We start from the raw sequence: 15355 nt of genomic DNA, 5'->3' as shown, positions 1-15355 counted from the left end.
CGCCATCCGTGGTGCGGACGGCCCCTTCGGCGTATCCGGACGGGGCCGCGGTCCGGGGCCCCGTGGCGGGGCATGGCCAGATCCCGCCCACATGGGTGGCGCATACACGCGCTTTGCCGATTCGTTGCCCGGTAGCGGGATGACGGAGTGTGCGAGGACAGTTGACGCAGGTGTACCTCGCCACGGCGCCCGGGGCGTCGCGACGGGGTTACGGGCATGTCTGTTCGCTTGGTGATTGTTGTGCTTGTCGGGGAAACACCACGGAGGTGTGCGCCATGGCAGACGCCGCGTCGCGGCTGACCGCTCTTGCCGAAGAGTTGCTCTCGGAACCCCTGCCGGTCCGGATCCGGGCCTGGGACGGCAGCGAATCGGGGCCGCCCGGCGCCCCGGTCCTCGTGATCCGCCACCGCCGCGCCCTGCGCCGGCTCCTGTGGAAGCCCGGCGAACTGGGCCTGGCCCGCGCCTGGGTGGCCGGGGAGATCGACATCGAGGGCGACCTGTACGAAACGCTCGGTCATCTGGCCGGGCTGCTCTGGGACCGCGGCGCCGACGCCAAGGACTCCGTCCACCCGGTCCGCGACCCCAAGGTCCGCGCCTTCGCCCGCGGGCTCCTCGACCTCGCGGGCCCCTGGCCGCCGCCGGCCCCGCCCGCGGAGGAGGTGCGCCGCCGCACCGGACCGCTGCACACCAGACGTCGCGACAAGGAGGCCATCAGCCACCACTACGACGTCGGAAACGACTTCTACGCCCTGGTGCTCGGCCCCTCCATGGTCTACTCCTGCGCCTACTGGCAGGACGGAGGGACCCTGGAGGAGGCCCAGCGCGACAAGCTCGACCTGGTCTGCCGCAAGCTCGGCCTGAAGGAGGGCGACCGGCTGCTGGACGTCGGCTGCGGCTGGGGCGCCATGGCCATCCACGCCGCCCGTGAGTACGGGGCGCAGGTCACCGGCATCACTCTCTCCCAGGAGCAGGCCGCCCACGCCCGCAAGCGCATCGCGGAGGAGGGCCTGACCGACCGCATCGAGATCCGGGTGCAGGACTACCGGGACGTCCTTCCCCGAACTCCCGGTCCCGCTCGAACAGGGGAGACCCCACCCGGCCCGTACGACGCGATCTCCTCGATCGGCATGGCCGAGCACGTCGGATCGGTCCGCTACCGGGAGTACGCGGACGACCTCTACGCCCTCCTGAAGCCCGGCGGCCGCCTCCTGAACCACCAGATCGCCCGCCGCCCCGAGAAGGACGAGGACGCCTACCGCATCGACGCGTTCATCGACGCCTACGTCTTCCCCGACGGCGAACTGGCCCCGCTCGGCCGCACCCTGGCCACCCTGGAGGAGGCCGGCTTCGAGGCCCGGGACGTCGAGACGCTGCGCGAGCACTACGCGCTGACCCTGCGCCGGTGGGTGGCCAACCTGGAGCAGCACTGGGAGCGGGCGGTACGCGCCACCTCCCCGGGCCGGGCCAGGGTCTGGCGGCTGTACATGGCCGCCTCGGCGCTGTCCTTCGAGCGCAACAAGATCGGCGTCAACCAGATCCTCGCGGTGCGCCCGCTGGAGGAAGGCGGCTCCCGGATGCCGCTGCGCGCCCGCACCTGGACGGAGCCCGTCGAGGGCCAGGGCGCCTGACCCGTACGCGTACGGCGACGGGCGAGGGGCCGGCGCCCCGCTTTCCAGCGGGGCGCCGGCCCCTCGTCGTCCCCACGGCCCCCGGGCCCGGACTACTCGGTCTTGATCGCCGTCAGCATGTTGAGCCTCGCGGCGCTGCGGGCGGGCCACAGCGAGGCGAGGACGCCCACCAGGGCGGCGAGGAGCAGGAAGACGCCGAGCCGGTCCCACGGGATGACCAGGGCGTAGCCGGGGATGTCGGCGGACAGGGTCTGGCCGATCGCCCAGCCGAGGAAGACCCCGAGGCCGACCCCGATCACCGCGCCGAAGAGCGAGATGACGACGGCCTCCAGACGGATCATCCGCTTGACGCGGCCCCGGTCGAGGCCGATCGCACGGAGCATGCCGATCTCCTGCTGCCGCTCGAACACCGACATCGCGAGGGTGTTGACGACACCGAGGACCGCGATCAGCAGGGCCATGGCGAGCAGCCCGTACATGATGTTCAGGGCGGTGTTGATGAAGCCGCCGAACATGTCACGGATGTCCTGCCGGTCCATGACGCTCATCGCCGGGTTGTCGCCGAGCGCGTCCACGACCGACTGCTCGTTCGCCTTGCTCGCGCCGCCGTCCGCCTTGATCCAGATCTCCCGGATCTCCGGGCGGGTGGAGGTGCTGTGCTCGTCCGCCAGCTTCTTCGGGATCACGAAGGGTGAGAGGAACTCGTTCTCCTTGTAGAGCGCCCCGACCGTCACCTCGCCCTTCTTGTCGTCCTCGAACTTCACCGGGAGCGTGTCGCCGGTCTTCCAGCCGTTCGACTCGGCGGTCTTGGAACCGACCGCGACCTGGCCGTCCTTGAGCGAGCCGAGCGAGCCGGAGACGGTCGTCAGGGAGAAGACCTTCTCCACGTCGCCGGGGGTGACGGCGGAGGCCGAGTGGTACTCGCCGTCGACCTCGAACCAGGCCGCCTGCTGCGGGGAGAGCGCGGCGACGCCGTCCGCCTTCGACAGGGCCGTCAGCGCGGACTCGTCGAGCGAGTCGCCGCTGGCCATCGAGACCAGGTAGTCGGCCTTGATGTTGTCCGTGGTCATCTTGTCGATGGCCTGGCCGAGCGTGACGCCCAGCACCGAGATGCCGGTGACCAGGGTCAGCCCGATGGCGAGCGCGGAGGCGGTGGCTCCGGTACGCCGCGGGTTGCGGACCGCGTTCTGCGAGGCCAGCTTCCCGGAGACGCCGAACAGCTTCTCCAGCAGCGGCCGGACCAGCGCGATGACCGGGCGCGACAGCAGCGGGATCAGGATGATGACACCGATCAGGGCGAAGAACGCGCCGCCCGCGACCAGCTGCCGGCCGGACGTGCCGCCCGCTCCCGCACCGCCGACGATGCCCGCGGCGCCGATCAGGGCGATCACGCCGCCGATGGAGTTCCGCAGAACCAGGGACTTGGTGGAAGCGGTGGCGTGCACGCTGCTCATCGCGGCCACCGGGGCGATCTTCGCGGCCCGGCGGGCGGGCAGCCAGGCGGCCAGCACGGTGATCAGAACACCCACCGCGAAGGCGGAGAGGACGGCGGTCGGCGAGACGATCAGCGGGCCGGCGGGGATCTTGCCGCCCAGGAGGCCCATCGCGGAGCGCAGACCGGTGGCGAGGCCGAGGCCGAGCGCGAAGCCGATGACGGAGGCGAGCGTCCCGACGACCGCCGCTTCGAGCAGCACCGAGCGCTTGACCTGACGGCGGGTGGCCCCGATGGCCCGCATCAGGGCCAGCTCACGGGTCCGCTGGGCGATCAGCATGGTGAAGGTGTTGGCGATGAGGAAGATGCCGACGAACAGCGCGATGCCCGCGAACGCCAGCAGCATGGTGTTGAGGCTGGACAGTCCGCTCTCGATGTCCTTCGCCTGCTGGTCCGCCAGCGCCTTGCCGGTCTGCGCGGTGGCGTCCTTCGGCAGCAGGGGCTCGATCGCGTCCAGCAGCTTCCGGTCGGAGACGCCGCCCGCGGCGGAGACGGTGGCGTTCTGGAAGACGCCGGGCTTCAGGTAGAGCTTCTGGGCGGTCGCGGTGTCGAACAGCACGAGGCTGCCGCCCGCGTTGACCGCGCCGTCCTCGGTGGTGAAGATCCCCGAGAGGGTGTACTCCTTCACCGGGCCGTTGGTCGCGACCCGCACCGGGTCGCCGACGCGGTACTTGCCCTTGCTCGCGGTGTCCTTGTCGAGTGCGACCGAGCCGTTCTCCGCCGGGCCCGAGCCGTCGGTGAAGACGTAGCTCGCGTCCTTGCCGTCCTTGCCGGGGGCGAAGTTGGCACCGGTGTTGGACCAGCCGTTGCCGATCAGCTTGCCGTCCGGGTCGGCGACCCCGGCGAAGCCGTTGACCCGGCCGGTGGCGGAGGCCACGCCGTCCAGGCCCCGGATCTTCTCCAGGGTGGCGTCGTCGATGCCGGCGGTCTTCTCGTCGTCGCCGGCGAACGTCTCGATGGAGACGGCGACGTTGTCGTAGCTCTTGGCGGACTGCTTGCTGAAGGCGTTGCCGAGGGTGTCGGTGAAGACCAGGGTGCCGGAGACGAACGCTACGCCGAGCATGACGGCGAGCACGGTCATCAGCAGCCTGGCCTTGTGCGCGAGCACATTGCGCAGGGCGGTACGGAACATGTCTGTGTCCTGGGATGGGTTCCGGAAGGGGGGCGGGGACGCGCGATGCCGGCGGCCGGGGTGCGGCGGGGCGCCCGTGTCGGCCGGTGCGGCGGCCGGGCCGGCCGGCCCGGCCGACGGCGTCAGCTCGTGCGGCCCTTCGCGTCGAACGCCTTCATCCGGTCGAGGACCCCGTCGGCGGTCGGGTGCATCATCTGGTCGACGACCGCGCCGTCCGCGAGGAAGATGACCCGGTCCGCGTAGGAGGCGGCGACCGGGTCGTGCGTCACCATCACCACGGTCTGGCCCAGCTCGCGCACCGAGTTGCGCAGGAAGCCGAGGACCTCGGCGCCGGAGCGGGAGTCCAGGTTCCCGGTCGGCTCGTCACCGAAGATGATCTCGGGCTGCGAGGCCAGGGCGCGGGCCACGGCGACGCGCTGCTGCTGACCGCCGGAGAGCTCGGTCGGGCGGTGCTTCAGCCGCTCCGAGAGCCCCACCATGTCGATCACCTTCTGGAGCCACGCGGCGTCCGGCTTACGGCCGGCGATGTCCATCGGCAGGGTGATGTTCTCCAGCGCGGTGAGCGTCGGCAGCAGGTTGAACGCCTGGAAGATGAAGCCGATCTTGTCCCGGCGCAACTGCGTGAGCTGCTTGTCCTTCAGCGTGGACAGCTCGGTCTCGCCGATGCGCACCGAACCGCTGCTGAAGCTGTCGAGCCCGGCGACGCAGTGCATCAGCGTCGACTTGCCGGAGCCCGAGGGGCCCATGATCGCGGTGAACTCGCCCTGCGGGAAGTCCACGGTCACCCGGTCCAGGGCGACGACCTGCGTCTCGCCCTCGCCGTAGACCTTCGACAGCTCCGTGGCGCGGGCAGCCACCGCGGTGGCGCGGTGAACGGTGGGGGTGGTGGTCACAGGGACGCTCCTGGTTCGGGTGATGCGGACGCATGGGCCGTGCTGAGGCGGGCGCTGACGCCATGCCTCGGGGACTTACTCCATCGTTACGTCCCGATCGGCCCCGGTCGTCACTCCCGATGCCCGTTCCCGTGGCCGCCTTGAGTCGCATCGGGGGAGTGGATCCGTCCTCCTCGGGTATGACATCGACCCTGACCGAGCCGAGGCCACCGCTTCACGGTCACCCACGGTGAGCACGCGGTGGGCGGCCGGGGAGCTGCCCCGGCGGTGGGCGCGCCCCGACGGACCGGCGCCGGACCCGGGGCCGGACCCGGGCCGGAGCGGCGCCGGACCCGAGGGTGGCGGATGCCCTGGCGAAGCCTGGCGCGGACCTGGCGCGTTGGGCCGTACGAGTGCGGCGACTTTCCGTCATTCCCGTCCGGGGCGCGGACCGCCCATGATCGGCCGCGGGCGTGCGGTCAGCCCGGCCAGATGTCCTGACGGACCCTCAAGCGGTCAATAAAATAAGACAACATCGCGCCACTGTTCCGCTGATCGAGGGACGCCCCCGGATAGGGTCGGTAGCCAGACGCGGAGCCGCGCGGCACGCCCGGATGGTGGAACGTAGACACGGCGAGCTTAAACCTCGCTGCCCCTCGGGGGCGTGCCGGTTCGAGTCCGGCTCCGGGCACCACGCGCCGCACTGTGCGTGACCCGGACGGCCCAGACCGTGACCGCCTCCCGCTCCTGTGAGCCCGACCACCTGTGTGCCCCATGATCCCCGGCCCGTACGTGATTCCTCCCGGGCCCCGGGGAGCCTCGGCGCACACCGGCGCAAAGATCCTCCCCTGGCACTAGGGTGATTCTTTTGCCTACCCATTACTCTTGTGGCAAGGCCACGCAGTGTGGCCATGGAGGAGTGAGATGAGGAGCAGCAACCCGGTCTTCTCGCGACGGGGGTTCAGCCGCGACAACGGCCACGCGGGCTTCAACGCGACGCCGCAGGCCGGGGCCCCCGCGACGGGCAACCCGTACGCGCAGGGCACCGCCGCCAACCCGTACGCCACCAACCCCTACGCGCAGACGGACATCCAGGGCGCCCCGCAGGCGCCCGCCCGTCCCGACGTGATGACCATCGACGACGTGGTGACGCGTACGGCGATGACGCTCGGCACCGTGATCGTCGCCGCGACCGCCGCCTGGTGGACGCTGCCGGTCGACAAGGAGAACGTCGGCACGGCGATCGGCGTCGCCATCGGCGCCGCGATCATCGGCTTCGTGCTGTCGCTGGTGAACTCGTTCAAGCGCCGGCCCTCGCCGCCGCTGATCCTGACGTACGCGGCGTTCGAGGGTGTCTTCCTCGGCGTCATCAGCAACATCGTCAGTGTCTACTGGGCTCCCGGCGCCGCGATGCAGGCGGTGATCGGCACCATGGCGGTCTTCGCCGGTGTGCTGATCGCCTACCGCACCGGACTGATCCGGGTCACGCGCCGCTTCTACGGCTTCGTGATGGCGGCAGCCATCGGCTTCTCGCTGCTGATGATGGTCAACCTCCTGTTCGCCGTGTTCGGCGGCGGTGACGGCCTCGGCTTCCGCAGCGGTGCGCTCGGCATCATCTTCGGCATCGTGGCCATCGTCATCGGCGCGTGCATCCTCGCCCTGAACTTCAAGCAGGTCGAGGACGGCATCGCGTACGGCGCTCCGCGCGAGGAGTCCTGGCTGGCGGCCTTCGGCCTCACCGTGACCCTGGTGTGGATCTACATCGAGATGCTGCGCCTGGTCGCGATCCTCAGCGGCGACGACTGACCGGCCGCCGAGCACCCGTGACACCCGCGGTACCCGTGACACCGGAACGGCCCGCAGGCATCGTGCCTGCGGGCCGTTCCGCGTTCCGTGCCCCCGCCCGGCGCTGGCAGCCGGGCGGGAGGGCCGCGTAGGGTCGGCCGGGTGCTCGATACGACGCCCCTGATCCTGACCGTGGACCGTTTCGCCGACCGGCTGCGCTCGGCCCCGCAGAGCCGCCTCCAGCGCGGTGCGGCCGCCGAGGCGCTGGCCGCGGCCCGCGAACTCGCCGCCCGGGCCCAGCGTCTGGAGGACCCGGACGCCGAGCCGCGTGAACTGCCGGACGCCGGGATGTTCGCCGTGGGCGACCAGCTCGCCGTCGCCGGGCGGGACCTGGCGGTGGCACTGGAAACGGCCCCGTCCCAGGAGTTGGACGAGGCCGTGCGGTATGTCGGGGAAGCGGCGGCGCGGGCTTTCGCGTGACGCGTGTGAGCGACGCGTGTGAGGGCCCGCGCCCGGGACCGGGGCGGCCCGGGGTGAATCCCGGTCAGAACGAGGCGATGACGCGGTCGGCGAGGATGTACACGTTGTCCTCGCCGCAGGAGAAGGTCAGCGCGTAGGCGCCCGAGACGCCCGAGCCGCCCAGCAGCACCGGCTGCCGGCCCGCCCGCAGGGCGTCGGCGAGGCGCTCGGCGGTCTCGCGGTGACCGGGGGTCATGCAGAGCGTGGTGCCGTCGGCGAAGACGTACACGTCGAGCGTGCCCAGCGGGCCGGGCCGCACGTCGGTCAGCTCGGTCGCGGTGTCGGCCAGCTCCTCCAGCCGGTTCACGGTGCGCTCGTGGTCGGTGACCACGTGAGTCTGTACGGGGATGAAGTCCGGGTGCGAGGGGTGGCGGCGGCGGGCGGCGGCCAGCTCGGGGGAGTCCTCGGGGAACTCCGCGATCTCCGGGAGGTCGGTCGGCTCGCCGCTCTCGTGCTCCGCGAGAGTCCGCTCGGTCAGCTCCGCGAGTTCCTCCATCGCCTCGGCCGCTTCGAGGTCCATCGACTCCAGACCGGCGAAGTCGGCCTGCCGGGGCAGGTAGTACGGGGCGTCGTCGCCGAGACCGGACAGGCCGCCCAGCAGGGACGGGGCGTCGGCGGCGTCACGGGCTTCCTGGGCGGCCCAGAAGGCGCGCGCCTCGGCCAGCTCGCGCTCGCGCTCCTCGGCGAGCGCTTCGGCGACGGCCGTGCGTATCTCCTCGGCGGGAGTGGCCGTACTGCGGCTCTGCGGCGGCACGGAAGCACTGAGGGCGCGGCCGGCGGCCAGCTCCGTGCGCAGCGCGGCCACCTGCCTGCGCAGCCCGTGAGCGGCGTGCAGTGCGGCGGCGCCGACGGCCGTGGCAGCGGCGGTGGTCAGCAACAGGGCAAATGACATGGCGCTCACTGACATACTCCCGGTTTCTATCGATACCCCCGACTTCCTACATCAGCTTGACCTGTACCGGTACGGGCTGTCAGTGCATTACGTCACGAAATGGACAGGTCTTTCGGTCCGATGTTTAGCCCCAAATTGGCCCTGACCTGCGGAAACGACTCTCCCCCGGGACGCAGATCACATCCTGGGGGAGATTCGGTCACGGTCGGAGCTCGGTGAGGTTGGCTCAGCCGCTCGCGCTGGTGGTCGCGCTGGGCTTCGCCTCCGCTGCGGGCAGGTGCCGCACTCGTACCTCGCGCGCCCCCTACCCTCCGCTGCGGCTCAGCTCAGCCGCTCGATCACCATCGCCATGCCCTGGCCGCCGCCCACGCACATCGTCTCCAGGCCCCACTGCTTGTCGTGGAACTGGAGGCTGTTGATCAGCGTGCCGGTGATGCGGGCGCCGGTCATGCCGAAGGGGTGGCCGACGGCGATCGCGCCGCCGTTGACGTTGACCTTGTCCAGCGGCAGGCCGAGGTCCCGGTAGGAGGGGATGACCTGGGCGGCGAACGCCTCGTTGATCTCGGCGAGGTCGATGTCGCCGACGGTCAGGCCGGCCCGCTTCAGCGCCTGCTTGCTGGCCTCGACCGGCCCGTACCCCATGATCTCGGGGGAGAGGCCGGAGACGCCGGTGGAGACGATCCGGGCCAGCGGGGTCAGGCCCAGCTCGCGCGCCTTGGTGTCGGACATGATCACCAGGGCCGCGGCGCCGTCGTTCAGCGGGCAGCAGTTGGCCGCGGTGACCAGGCCGTCGGGGCGGAAGACCGGCTTCAGGCCCTGCACGCCCTCCAGGGTGACGCCCGCGCGCGGGCCGTCGTCCTTGGCGACCACGGTGCCGTCCGGGGTGGTGACCGGGGTGATCTCCCGCTCCCAGAAGCCGTTCTTCAGGGCTTCCTCGGCGAGGTTCTGCGACCGTACGCCGAACTCGTCCATCTCCTGGCGGGTGACGCCCTTGGTCCGGGCCAGGTTCTCCGCCGTCTGACCCATCGAGATGTACGCGTCCGGCACGAGGCCGTCCTCGCGCGGGTCGTGCCAGCTCGCGCCGGACTCCTCGGCGCGGGCGGCAGTGCGGGCCTCGGCGTCGGCGAACAGCGGGTTGTGCGTGTCCGGCAGGCTGTCGGAGTTGCCCTTGGCGAAGCGGGACACCATCTCGACACCGGCCGAGATGAAGACGTCGCCCTCGCCCGCCTTGATCGCGTGCAGCGCCATCCGGCTGGTCTGCAGCGAGGAGGAGCAGTAGCGGGTGACCGTACAGCCGGGAAGGTGGTCCATCCCCATCTGCACGGCGATGATGCGGCCCAGGTTGTTGCCCTGCTCGCCGCCGGGCAGACCGCAGCCCAGCATCAGGTCGTCGATGTCCTTCGGGTCCAGCTCGGGGACCTTGGCCAGGGCGGTCTGGATGATCGTGGCGGTCAGGTCGTCCGCGCGCAGGTCCTTCAGGGACCCCTTGAAGGCGCGGCCGATCGGCGAACGGGCGGCAGAGACGATCACGGCTTCGGGCATCACGCGGCTCCAAGGGGGCTGGAAGGCTGTGTGGACGGACGGAACTCCTCTGGAAGTTACCCGGACGTATCGCCGTGGTCACCCGGCAGGCCGTGTGATGCGGGACTCTTTTCTAAGCGCTTGCTCAGGGTGTCCCGCCGGTGTCCTGCCGGGTGGTGACGGCTCCTACGCGTGCTCCTACGCGTGCCCGTGGGCGGCGTCCGGGTGCGGGTGCGGGGTGGGTTCCGTCGAGGCGGGCAGACGCCGCCGCCGGCGGTGCTTGAGGAGGGCCCAGGGAGCGCGCGCGCCCGTGACCTCCGTACCGGCCTCCCGGGCCGCCTGGGACGCGGCCTTCGCCACCGGGAGGATGTCCTCGCGGCGTGCGCCGTCCAGCCGGTCGGTCTCCGGCCACAGGCCCAGCACCGCGCACAGCGTGGGCAGCACCGCCATGGCCGCCGTGGCGTAGCCCTCGGCGGAGGGGTGGTAGTTGTCCGGGCCGAACAGCTCGCGCGGGTTCGCCGCGAACTCCGGGCCCAGCAGATCGCCCAGCGACACCGTGCGCCCGCCCTGCTCCACCACCCCGATGGTCTGCGCGGCCGCCAGCTGCCGGCTCACCCGCCGGGCCAGCCAGCGCAGCGGCTGGTAGACCGGCTCGATCGTGCCCAGGTCCGGGCAGGTCCCGACGACCACCTCCGCCCCCGCCGTCCGCAGCCTGCGCACCGCCGTCGTCAGACAGCGCACCGACTGGGTCGCGGGCATCCGGTGGGTGACGTCGTTCGCCCCGATCATGATCACGCAGACGTCCGGGACGCGCGCCGGATCCGCCAGCAGCAGCGACACCTGCCGCTCCAGATCGTCCGACCTGGCCCCCGGCAGGGCCACGTTCCGCAGGTCCACCGGCCGCTCGGCCACCGCCGCGAGCCCCGAGGCCAGCAGCGCACCCGGAGTGTGCCCGGCCCGCCGCACCCCCTGGCCCGCGGCCGTCGAGTCGCCGAGCATCCCGAGCCGCATCGCGTCGTTCGGCCCGGCGAACGCCACTCCGTACCGCCCGTCCGCGCTCGGCGGGACCGGGGCCGTCCCCCCGCCCACCTGCCTCTTCGCGAGCTGGACCTCCGCCAGGAACACGCCCACGGCCGCCGCACCGATCAACCCGATGCTGCCACCGCCGTAGGCCGCGCCCGCCGCGATCCGCCGTGCCACCCTTGCTCTCGACACAGTCCGGTCCACCTCCTCCTCGCCGTACAGCCGTACACGTACCTACTTGCCCCGCTCGGGGCTCGGTGTACTCCTACCCGTACGCAGAGAGCGTCCTGTACGCATACTCTGGGCCGGACCATCTCGGAGATCCCGGAGTACACGGTGCAATTCCACGATTCGATGATCAGTCTTGTCGGCAACACCCCGCTGGTGAGGCTGCGCAACGTCACGGCAGGCATCCAGGCGACGGTCCTGGCCAAGGTCGAGTACTTCAACCCCGGCGGGTCGGTGAAGGACCGCATCGCGCTGCGCATGATCGAGGCGGCCGAGCAGAGCGGGGAGCTGAAGCCCGGCGGCACGATCGTCGAGCCGACCAGTGGCAACACGGGCGTCGGGCTCGCCATCGTCGCCCAGCAGAAGGGCTACAAGTGCATCTTCGTCTGCCCGGACAAGGTGTCCACGGACAAGATCAACGTGCTGCGCGCGTACGGCGCGGAGGTCGTCGTCTGCCCCACCGCCGTTGACCCCGAGCACCCGGACTCGTACTACAACGTCTCCGACCGGCTGGTCACCGAGACGCCCGGTGCCTGGAAGCCCGACCAGTACTCCAACCCGAACAACCCGCGCTCGCACTACGAGACCACCGGCCCCGAACTGTGGGAGCAGACGGAGGGGAAGATCACCCACTTCGTCGCGGGCGTCGGCACCGGCGGCACGATCAGCGGCACCGGGCGCTACCTCAAGGAGATCAGCGAGGGCGCGGTCCAGGTCATCGGCGCGGACCCGGAGGGCTCGGTCTACTCCGGCGGCTCCGGGCGGCCGTATCTGGTCGAGGGCGTCGGCGAGGACTTCTGGCCCAGCGCCTACGACCGGAACGTCACCGACGAGATCGTCGCGGTGTCCGACAAGGACTCCTTCCAGATGACGCGGCGGCTCGCCAAGGAGGAGGGGCTGCTCGTCGGCGGCTCCTGCGGCATGGCGGTCGTCGGTGCCCTGGAGGTCGCCAGGCGGCTCGGCCCCGAGGACGTCGTCGTGGTGCTGCTGCCCGACAGCGGGCGCGGCTACCTGAGCAAGATCTTCAACGACGAGTGGATGGCCGACTACGGCTTCCTGGAGAACACCGGCACCTCCGCCAACGTCGGCGCGGTCCTGGACTTCAAGGAGGGCCCGATGCCCTCCCTCGTCCACATGCACCCGGAGGAGACGGTCGGCGACGCCATCGATGTGCTCCGCGAGTACGGCGTCTCCCAGATGCCGATCGTGAAGCCGGGCGCCGGTCACCCGGACGTGATGGCCGCCGAGGTCATCGGATCGGTCGTGGAGCGGCAGCTGCTGGACGCGCTGTTCACCCAGCGCGCCTCGCTGACCGACCCGCTGGAGAAGCACATGTCGGCCCCGCTGCCGCAGGTCGGCTCCGGCGAACCGGTCGAGGACCTGATGGCCGTGCTCAGCGGCACGGACGGCGCCGACGCGGCGATCGTGCTCGTCGAGGGCAAGCCCAAGGGTGTCGTGAGCCGGCAGGACCTGCTGGCGTTCCTCGCCAAGGACGCGGGCACGGCGAAGTCCTGACGCGTCGGTGGAGGGTCCGCTCCGGCCCCTGACGGGCCGGAAGCGGGCCCCGGCCCGGGCGCCTGACGGGCCGGAAGCAGGGCCCCGACGAGGCGCCTGGCGGGCCGGGCGCAGGGCCTGGACGCGAGGCGCCCGACGGGCCGGAAGCAGCCCCGTCGCGGTGCCCGGCGGCCCGGCGGCGGGTCTTCGCGAAAACGGTACGAGCGCGTCACGTCCGCGCAGCACCCGCTTAACACGGCTCCGGCACATTGGTGGGTGTCGGCAGGGAAACCCGCCGGCACCCAGAACGGCGACACCGGACTACGGAGCGGCTCCCGGACCTCCACCGTCGCCCGGACGCGGGCAACCGGCCCTGACCCGGACCGCGTCCCTCGCGGGGACCGCCGTCGTCCCGCCCCCCGGGCGACCGGGGGTGCGGCGGTTCCCGCGACATACCTCGTGCGGGGCCCGGCCCCGATGGTCCCCGGCCCCGATGATCGGGCGGCGCTCAGTCCCGCCAGTCGCTCGGCGCGCGCTCCTCCCGGCGGCGGAACAGGCCGCCGCCCCGCGCCGCCTGGAACGCGTTGACGCCGACGATGCCGAGCCAGGCCACGACCAGACCCTCGATCCCGGCGTTCACGACACCGATCGCGGACAGCGGGACGGCCAGAATCAGCGAGACGATCCCCAGACCGTGCCGCTCCCCGAAGCCGCTCCCCGGCTCCGTCGGACGCACCCCCCGGGCGGCGGACATCTGCTGCTCGGCGAGCTGACGGCGGACCCGGCGGTCGAGCGTGGTGTCGAGGCGCTGCTCGACCTTCTCCAGGAACGAGTCGATGAGCGCGCTCTCGTACTCCGCGCCCAGCTCGCCGCGTGCCTGGAGGGTGGCGGCGAGCTCCTTCTTGAGCTCGTGGTCACGGGCTTCCATGCCGACCACGGTACGGAGCCGGACCACCCCTGCCAGTGGGGCTAGCCCCCCAGTTCCGTGGGGTTAACCCCCCTCCGTCGGCCGCTCCACCCTCGGCCCGCCCCGGCTCCCGCCCCCCTGCATATGGACATACAGCGACCTTCCTGGCTGAATAGAACGGTCGGTGCCGGTCGGGGCGCGACGGATCCAGCAAGGGGACAGGGATGACTGGGAGCAGCCCCGCCGCACGGTTGCAGCGGCTCTTCGAGGGGCACCGGCTCACGCCCACCCAGCGGCGCATCGCGCACTGCATGGTCCGCCGGGCGGCCGACGCGCCGTTCCTCTCCAGCGTCGAGCTGGCCGAGCTGGCCGGGGTCAGCCAGCCCTCCGTCACCCGCTTCGCCGTCGCCCTCGGCTTCGACGGCTATCCGGCGCTGCGCAGGCACCTGCGCGAGGTCGCGCCCGCCGACGCGGAGCAGGAGGAGACGGGGGAGACGTACAACGAGTACCAGCAGGCCGTCCGCGCCGAGATCGAGAACCTCCAGCACCTCTCCGACGTGCTCGCCGACCCCGCGCCCGTCGAACGGGCCGGCCGGCTGCTCGCCGAATCCCGTCCGCTGCCGGTGCTCGGGCTGCGCGCCGCCTCCTCGCAGGCCCGCGGCTTCGGCTACTTCGCCGCCAAGGTGCACCCCGACGTCCGGGTCCTCGACGAGGGCGGCAGCATGCTGCCCGACCGGATCGACTCCGCCCGCCGCGCCGGGGCCACCGCCCTGATGTGCTTCGCGCTGCCGCGCCACCCCAGGGAGAGCGTGGACGCGCTCGCGTACGCCCGGGACCAGGGGCTGACCGTGGTGACGGTCGCCGACTCCGCCTTCGCGCCCGTCGCCAAGCACAGCGACCTGCTGCTCCCGGCGGCGATCGGCTCCGGGCTCTCCTTCGACACCGTCTGCGCGCCGATGCTGCTCGGCCGGGTGCTGCTGGAGGCGATGTGCGACGGACTCCCCGACGCCCAGGCCCGGTTGGAGGAGTTCGACGCCCGGGCGGCGGCGCGCGGCCTGTTCGTGGAGTGAGGGCCCGCCCCCGGCCCTCCGCGGATTCTCAGGCATCGCTCATCTGCGACCGTTAACCTCCGCGCCCAGAAGCGCCGCGACACCGCGGCGCCGCGGAGCGAGAGGGGTACGGACGTGGGGCGCGGAGGGCAGTCGCTGGCGAGGGTGGCCGTGACCGTACGGGCCGGGGCGGCGCCGCTGTGGTGGGCGGGCCTGGTGGCGGCCGCGGCGGGGGCGTTCGCTCCGGGCCTGACCGGGCGTCGGATCGGGCTGCTCGCCGGGGCGGCGCTCTTCCTCGTCACCGCCGCCGTCGTGGCCCTGGCGCGCGGGAAGCGGTACGCGGAACTGTCCCGGAGCGCCTCCCGCGTCGGGCGCGGCGACTTCCTCCAGGACCGGGCCGTGACCGTACGGGTGTGGCGGCGCGGGCGCAGGTGGTGGCTGCTGGGGGCGTTCGTCGTCGCGGTGGCGTCGTCGTTCGCGCTGCCGGGGACCGGTGGGCTGCTGCTCGCCGGCGCGGGTGCGGGGCTGTGGCTGAAGGCCGTGCGCATCGGGCAGCGGGAGCGCCGGGAGGACGTCCTGTACTGGGTGCGCACCGACTGGACCGGGCGCGGAGGCCCGGCGGGCAAGCGGGTCGGGGCGTACCGGACGACTGGTCCGGAGGCGGGGGACGCCGCGCCGGGCGGGGCGCGGCGTCGCCGCCGGTGAGGTCGGACCCGACCCGAGGTCGGACGTGACGCGAGGCCGGTCCTGGCGCGAGGTCCGACCCGGCGTGGTCGGACGTGGCTTCAGGTCGGACCTGGCGCGGTCGGACGT

12 protein-coding genes and 1 tRNA gene are annotated in these 15355 nt (G+C 72.1%); 7 read left to right on the top strand and 6 right to left on the bottom strand.

All coding sequences use genetic code 11. From position 1 onward, the window contains the following. Window positions 1–275 precede the first annotated feature (275 nt). On the top strand, window positions 276–1628 hold the full coding sequence (locus tag OG245_RS14085) for a class I SAM-dependent methyltransferase (RefSeq protein ID WP_371623860.1): 1353 nt from the start codon (window positions 276–278) through the stop codon (window positions 1626–1628). Between the two features lie 92 nt (window positions 1629–1720). Here the strand turns inward: OG245_RS14085 and OG245_RS14080 are convergent, their stop codons facing one another. Together OG245_RS14080 and OG245_RS14075 are read right to left on the bottom strand one after the other, a co-directional pair. Beyond that, window positions 1721–4252 (bottom strand): ABC transporter permease, encoded by a 2532-nt coding sequence (locus tag OG245_RS14080; RefSeq protein WP_371623859.1) that lies wholly within the window; start codon window positions 4250–4252, stop codon window positions 1721–1723. Between the two features lie 122 nt (window positions 4253–4374). Continuing rightward, window positions 4375–5145 (bottom strand): ABC transporter ATP-binding protein, encoded by a 771-nt coding sequence (locus OG245_RS14075; protein ID WP_215107609.1) that lies wholly within the window; start codon window positions 5143–5145, stop codon window positions 4375–4377. A gap of 587 nt (window positions 5146–5732) precedes the next feature. On the opposite strand from OG245_RS14075, the gene OG245_RS14070 reads away from it, so the two are divergent. From OG245_RS14070 to OG245_RS14060, 3 genes are all read left to right on the top strand, one after another. Next, window positions 5733–5818: transfer RNA gene (locus tag OG245_RS14070), tRNA-Leu, on the top strand. Window positions 5819–6048: 230 nt separating this feature from the next. After that, a complete protein-coding gene (locus OG245_RS14065) occupies window positions 6049–6930 on the top strand; it encodes a Bax inhibitor-1/YccA family protein (protein WP_359684773.1) in 882 nt (293 codons plus the stop codon). A gap of 141 nt (window positions 6931–7071) precedes the next feature. Then, window positions 7072–7389 carry a hypothetical protein gene (locus tag OG245_RS14060; RefSeq protein ID WP_371623858.1) on the top strand — a complete coding sequence of 106 codons (318 nt, stop codon included), beginning with the start codon at window positions 7072–7074 and terminating at the stop codon, window positions 7387–7389. A 64-nt stretch (window positions 7390–7453) separates the two neighbouring features. Here OG245_RS14060 and OG245_RS14055 read toward each other — a convergent pair whose 3' ends face one another. From OG245_RS14055 to OG245_RS14045, 3 genes are all read right to left on the bottom strand, one after another. After that, a complete protein-coding gene (locus OG245_RS14055; protein WP_371623857.1) occupies window positions 7454–8320 on the bottom strand; it encodes a hypothetical protein in 867 nt (288 codons plus the stop codon). Window positions 8321–8641: 321 nt separating this feature from the next. Beyond that, window positions 8642–9862 carry an acetyl-CoA C-acetyltransferase gene (locus OG245_RS14050; protein ID WP_371623856.1) on the bottom strand — a complete coding sequence of 407 codons (1221 nt, stop codon included), beginning with the start codon at window positions 9860–9862 and terminating at the stop codon, window positions 8642–8644. 177 nt (window positions 9863–10039) lie between these two features. Further along, window positions 10040–11041, bottom strand: a complete 1002-nt coding sequence (locus OG245_RS14045) for an SGNH/GDSL hydrolase family protein (protein WP_371627883.1) — start codon at window positions 11039–11041, stop codon at window positions 10040–10042. A 159-nt stretch (window positions 11042–11200) separates the two neighbouring features. Here OG245_RS14045 and OG245_RS14040 point away from each other — a divergent pair, with 159 nt between their 5' ends. After that, window positions 11201–12607 carry a cystathionine beta-synthase gene (locus tag OG245_RS14040; protein ID WP_371623855.1) on the top strand — a complete coding sequence of 469 codons (1407 nt, stop codon included), beginning with the start codon at window positions 11201–11203 and terminating at the stop codon, window positions 12605–12607. Between the two features lie 487 nt (window positions 12608–13094). Here OG245_RS14040 and OG245_RS14035 read toward each other — a convergent pair whose 3' ends face one another. Further along, on the bottom strand, window positions 13095–13514 hold the full coding sequence (locus OG245_RS14035; protein WP_371623854.1) for a hypothetical protein: 420 nt from the start codon (window positions 13512–13514) through the stop codon (window positions 13095–13097). Window positions 13515–13717: 203 nt separating this feature from the next. Between OG245_RS14035 and OG245_RS14030 the strand changes: the two genes are divergently transcribed. Then, the gene (locus OG245_RS14030; RefSeq protein ID WP_371623853.1) at window positions 13718–14563 is read left to right on the top strand and encodes a MurR/RpiR family transcriptional regulator; all 846 of its coding nucleotides are present in this window, start codon (window positions 13718–13720) and stop codon (window positions 14561–14563) included. Window positions 14564–14707: 144 nt separating this feature from the next. Beyond that, on the top strand, window positions 14708–15247 hold the full coding sequence (locus tag OG245_RS14025; protein WP_371627882.1) for a hypothetical protein: 540 nt from the start codon (window positions 14708–14710) through the stop codon (window positions 15245–15247). Window positions 15248–15355 lie beyond the last annotated feature (108 nt).

This window comes from Streptomyces sp. NBC_01116, assembly GCF_041435495.1.
In the GTDB taxonomy this organism is placed as follows: Bacteria; Actinomycetota; Actinomycetes; order Streptomycetales; family Streptomycetaceae; genus Streptomyces.
Note: the sequence above shows the minus strand (reverse complement) of the source record. Positions and strands in the feature narration are given on the sequence as shown.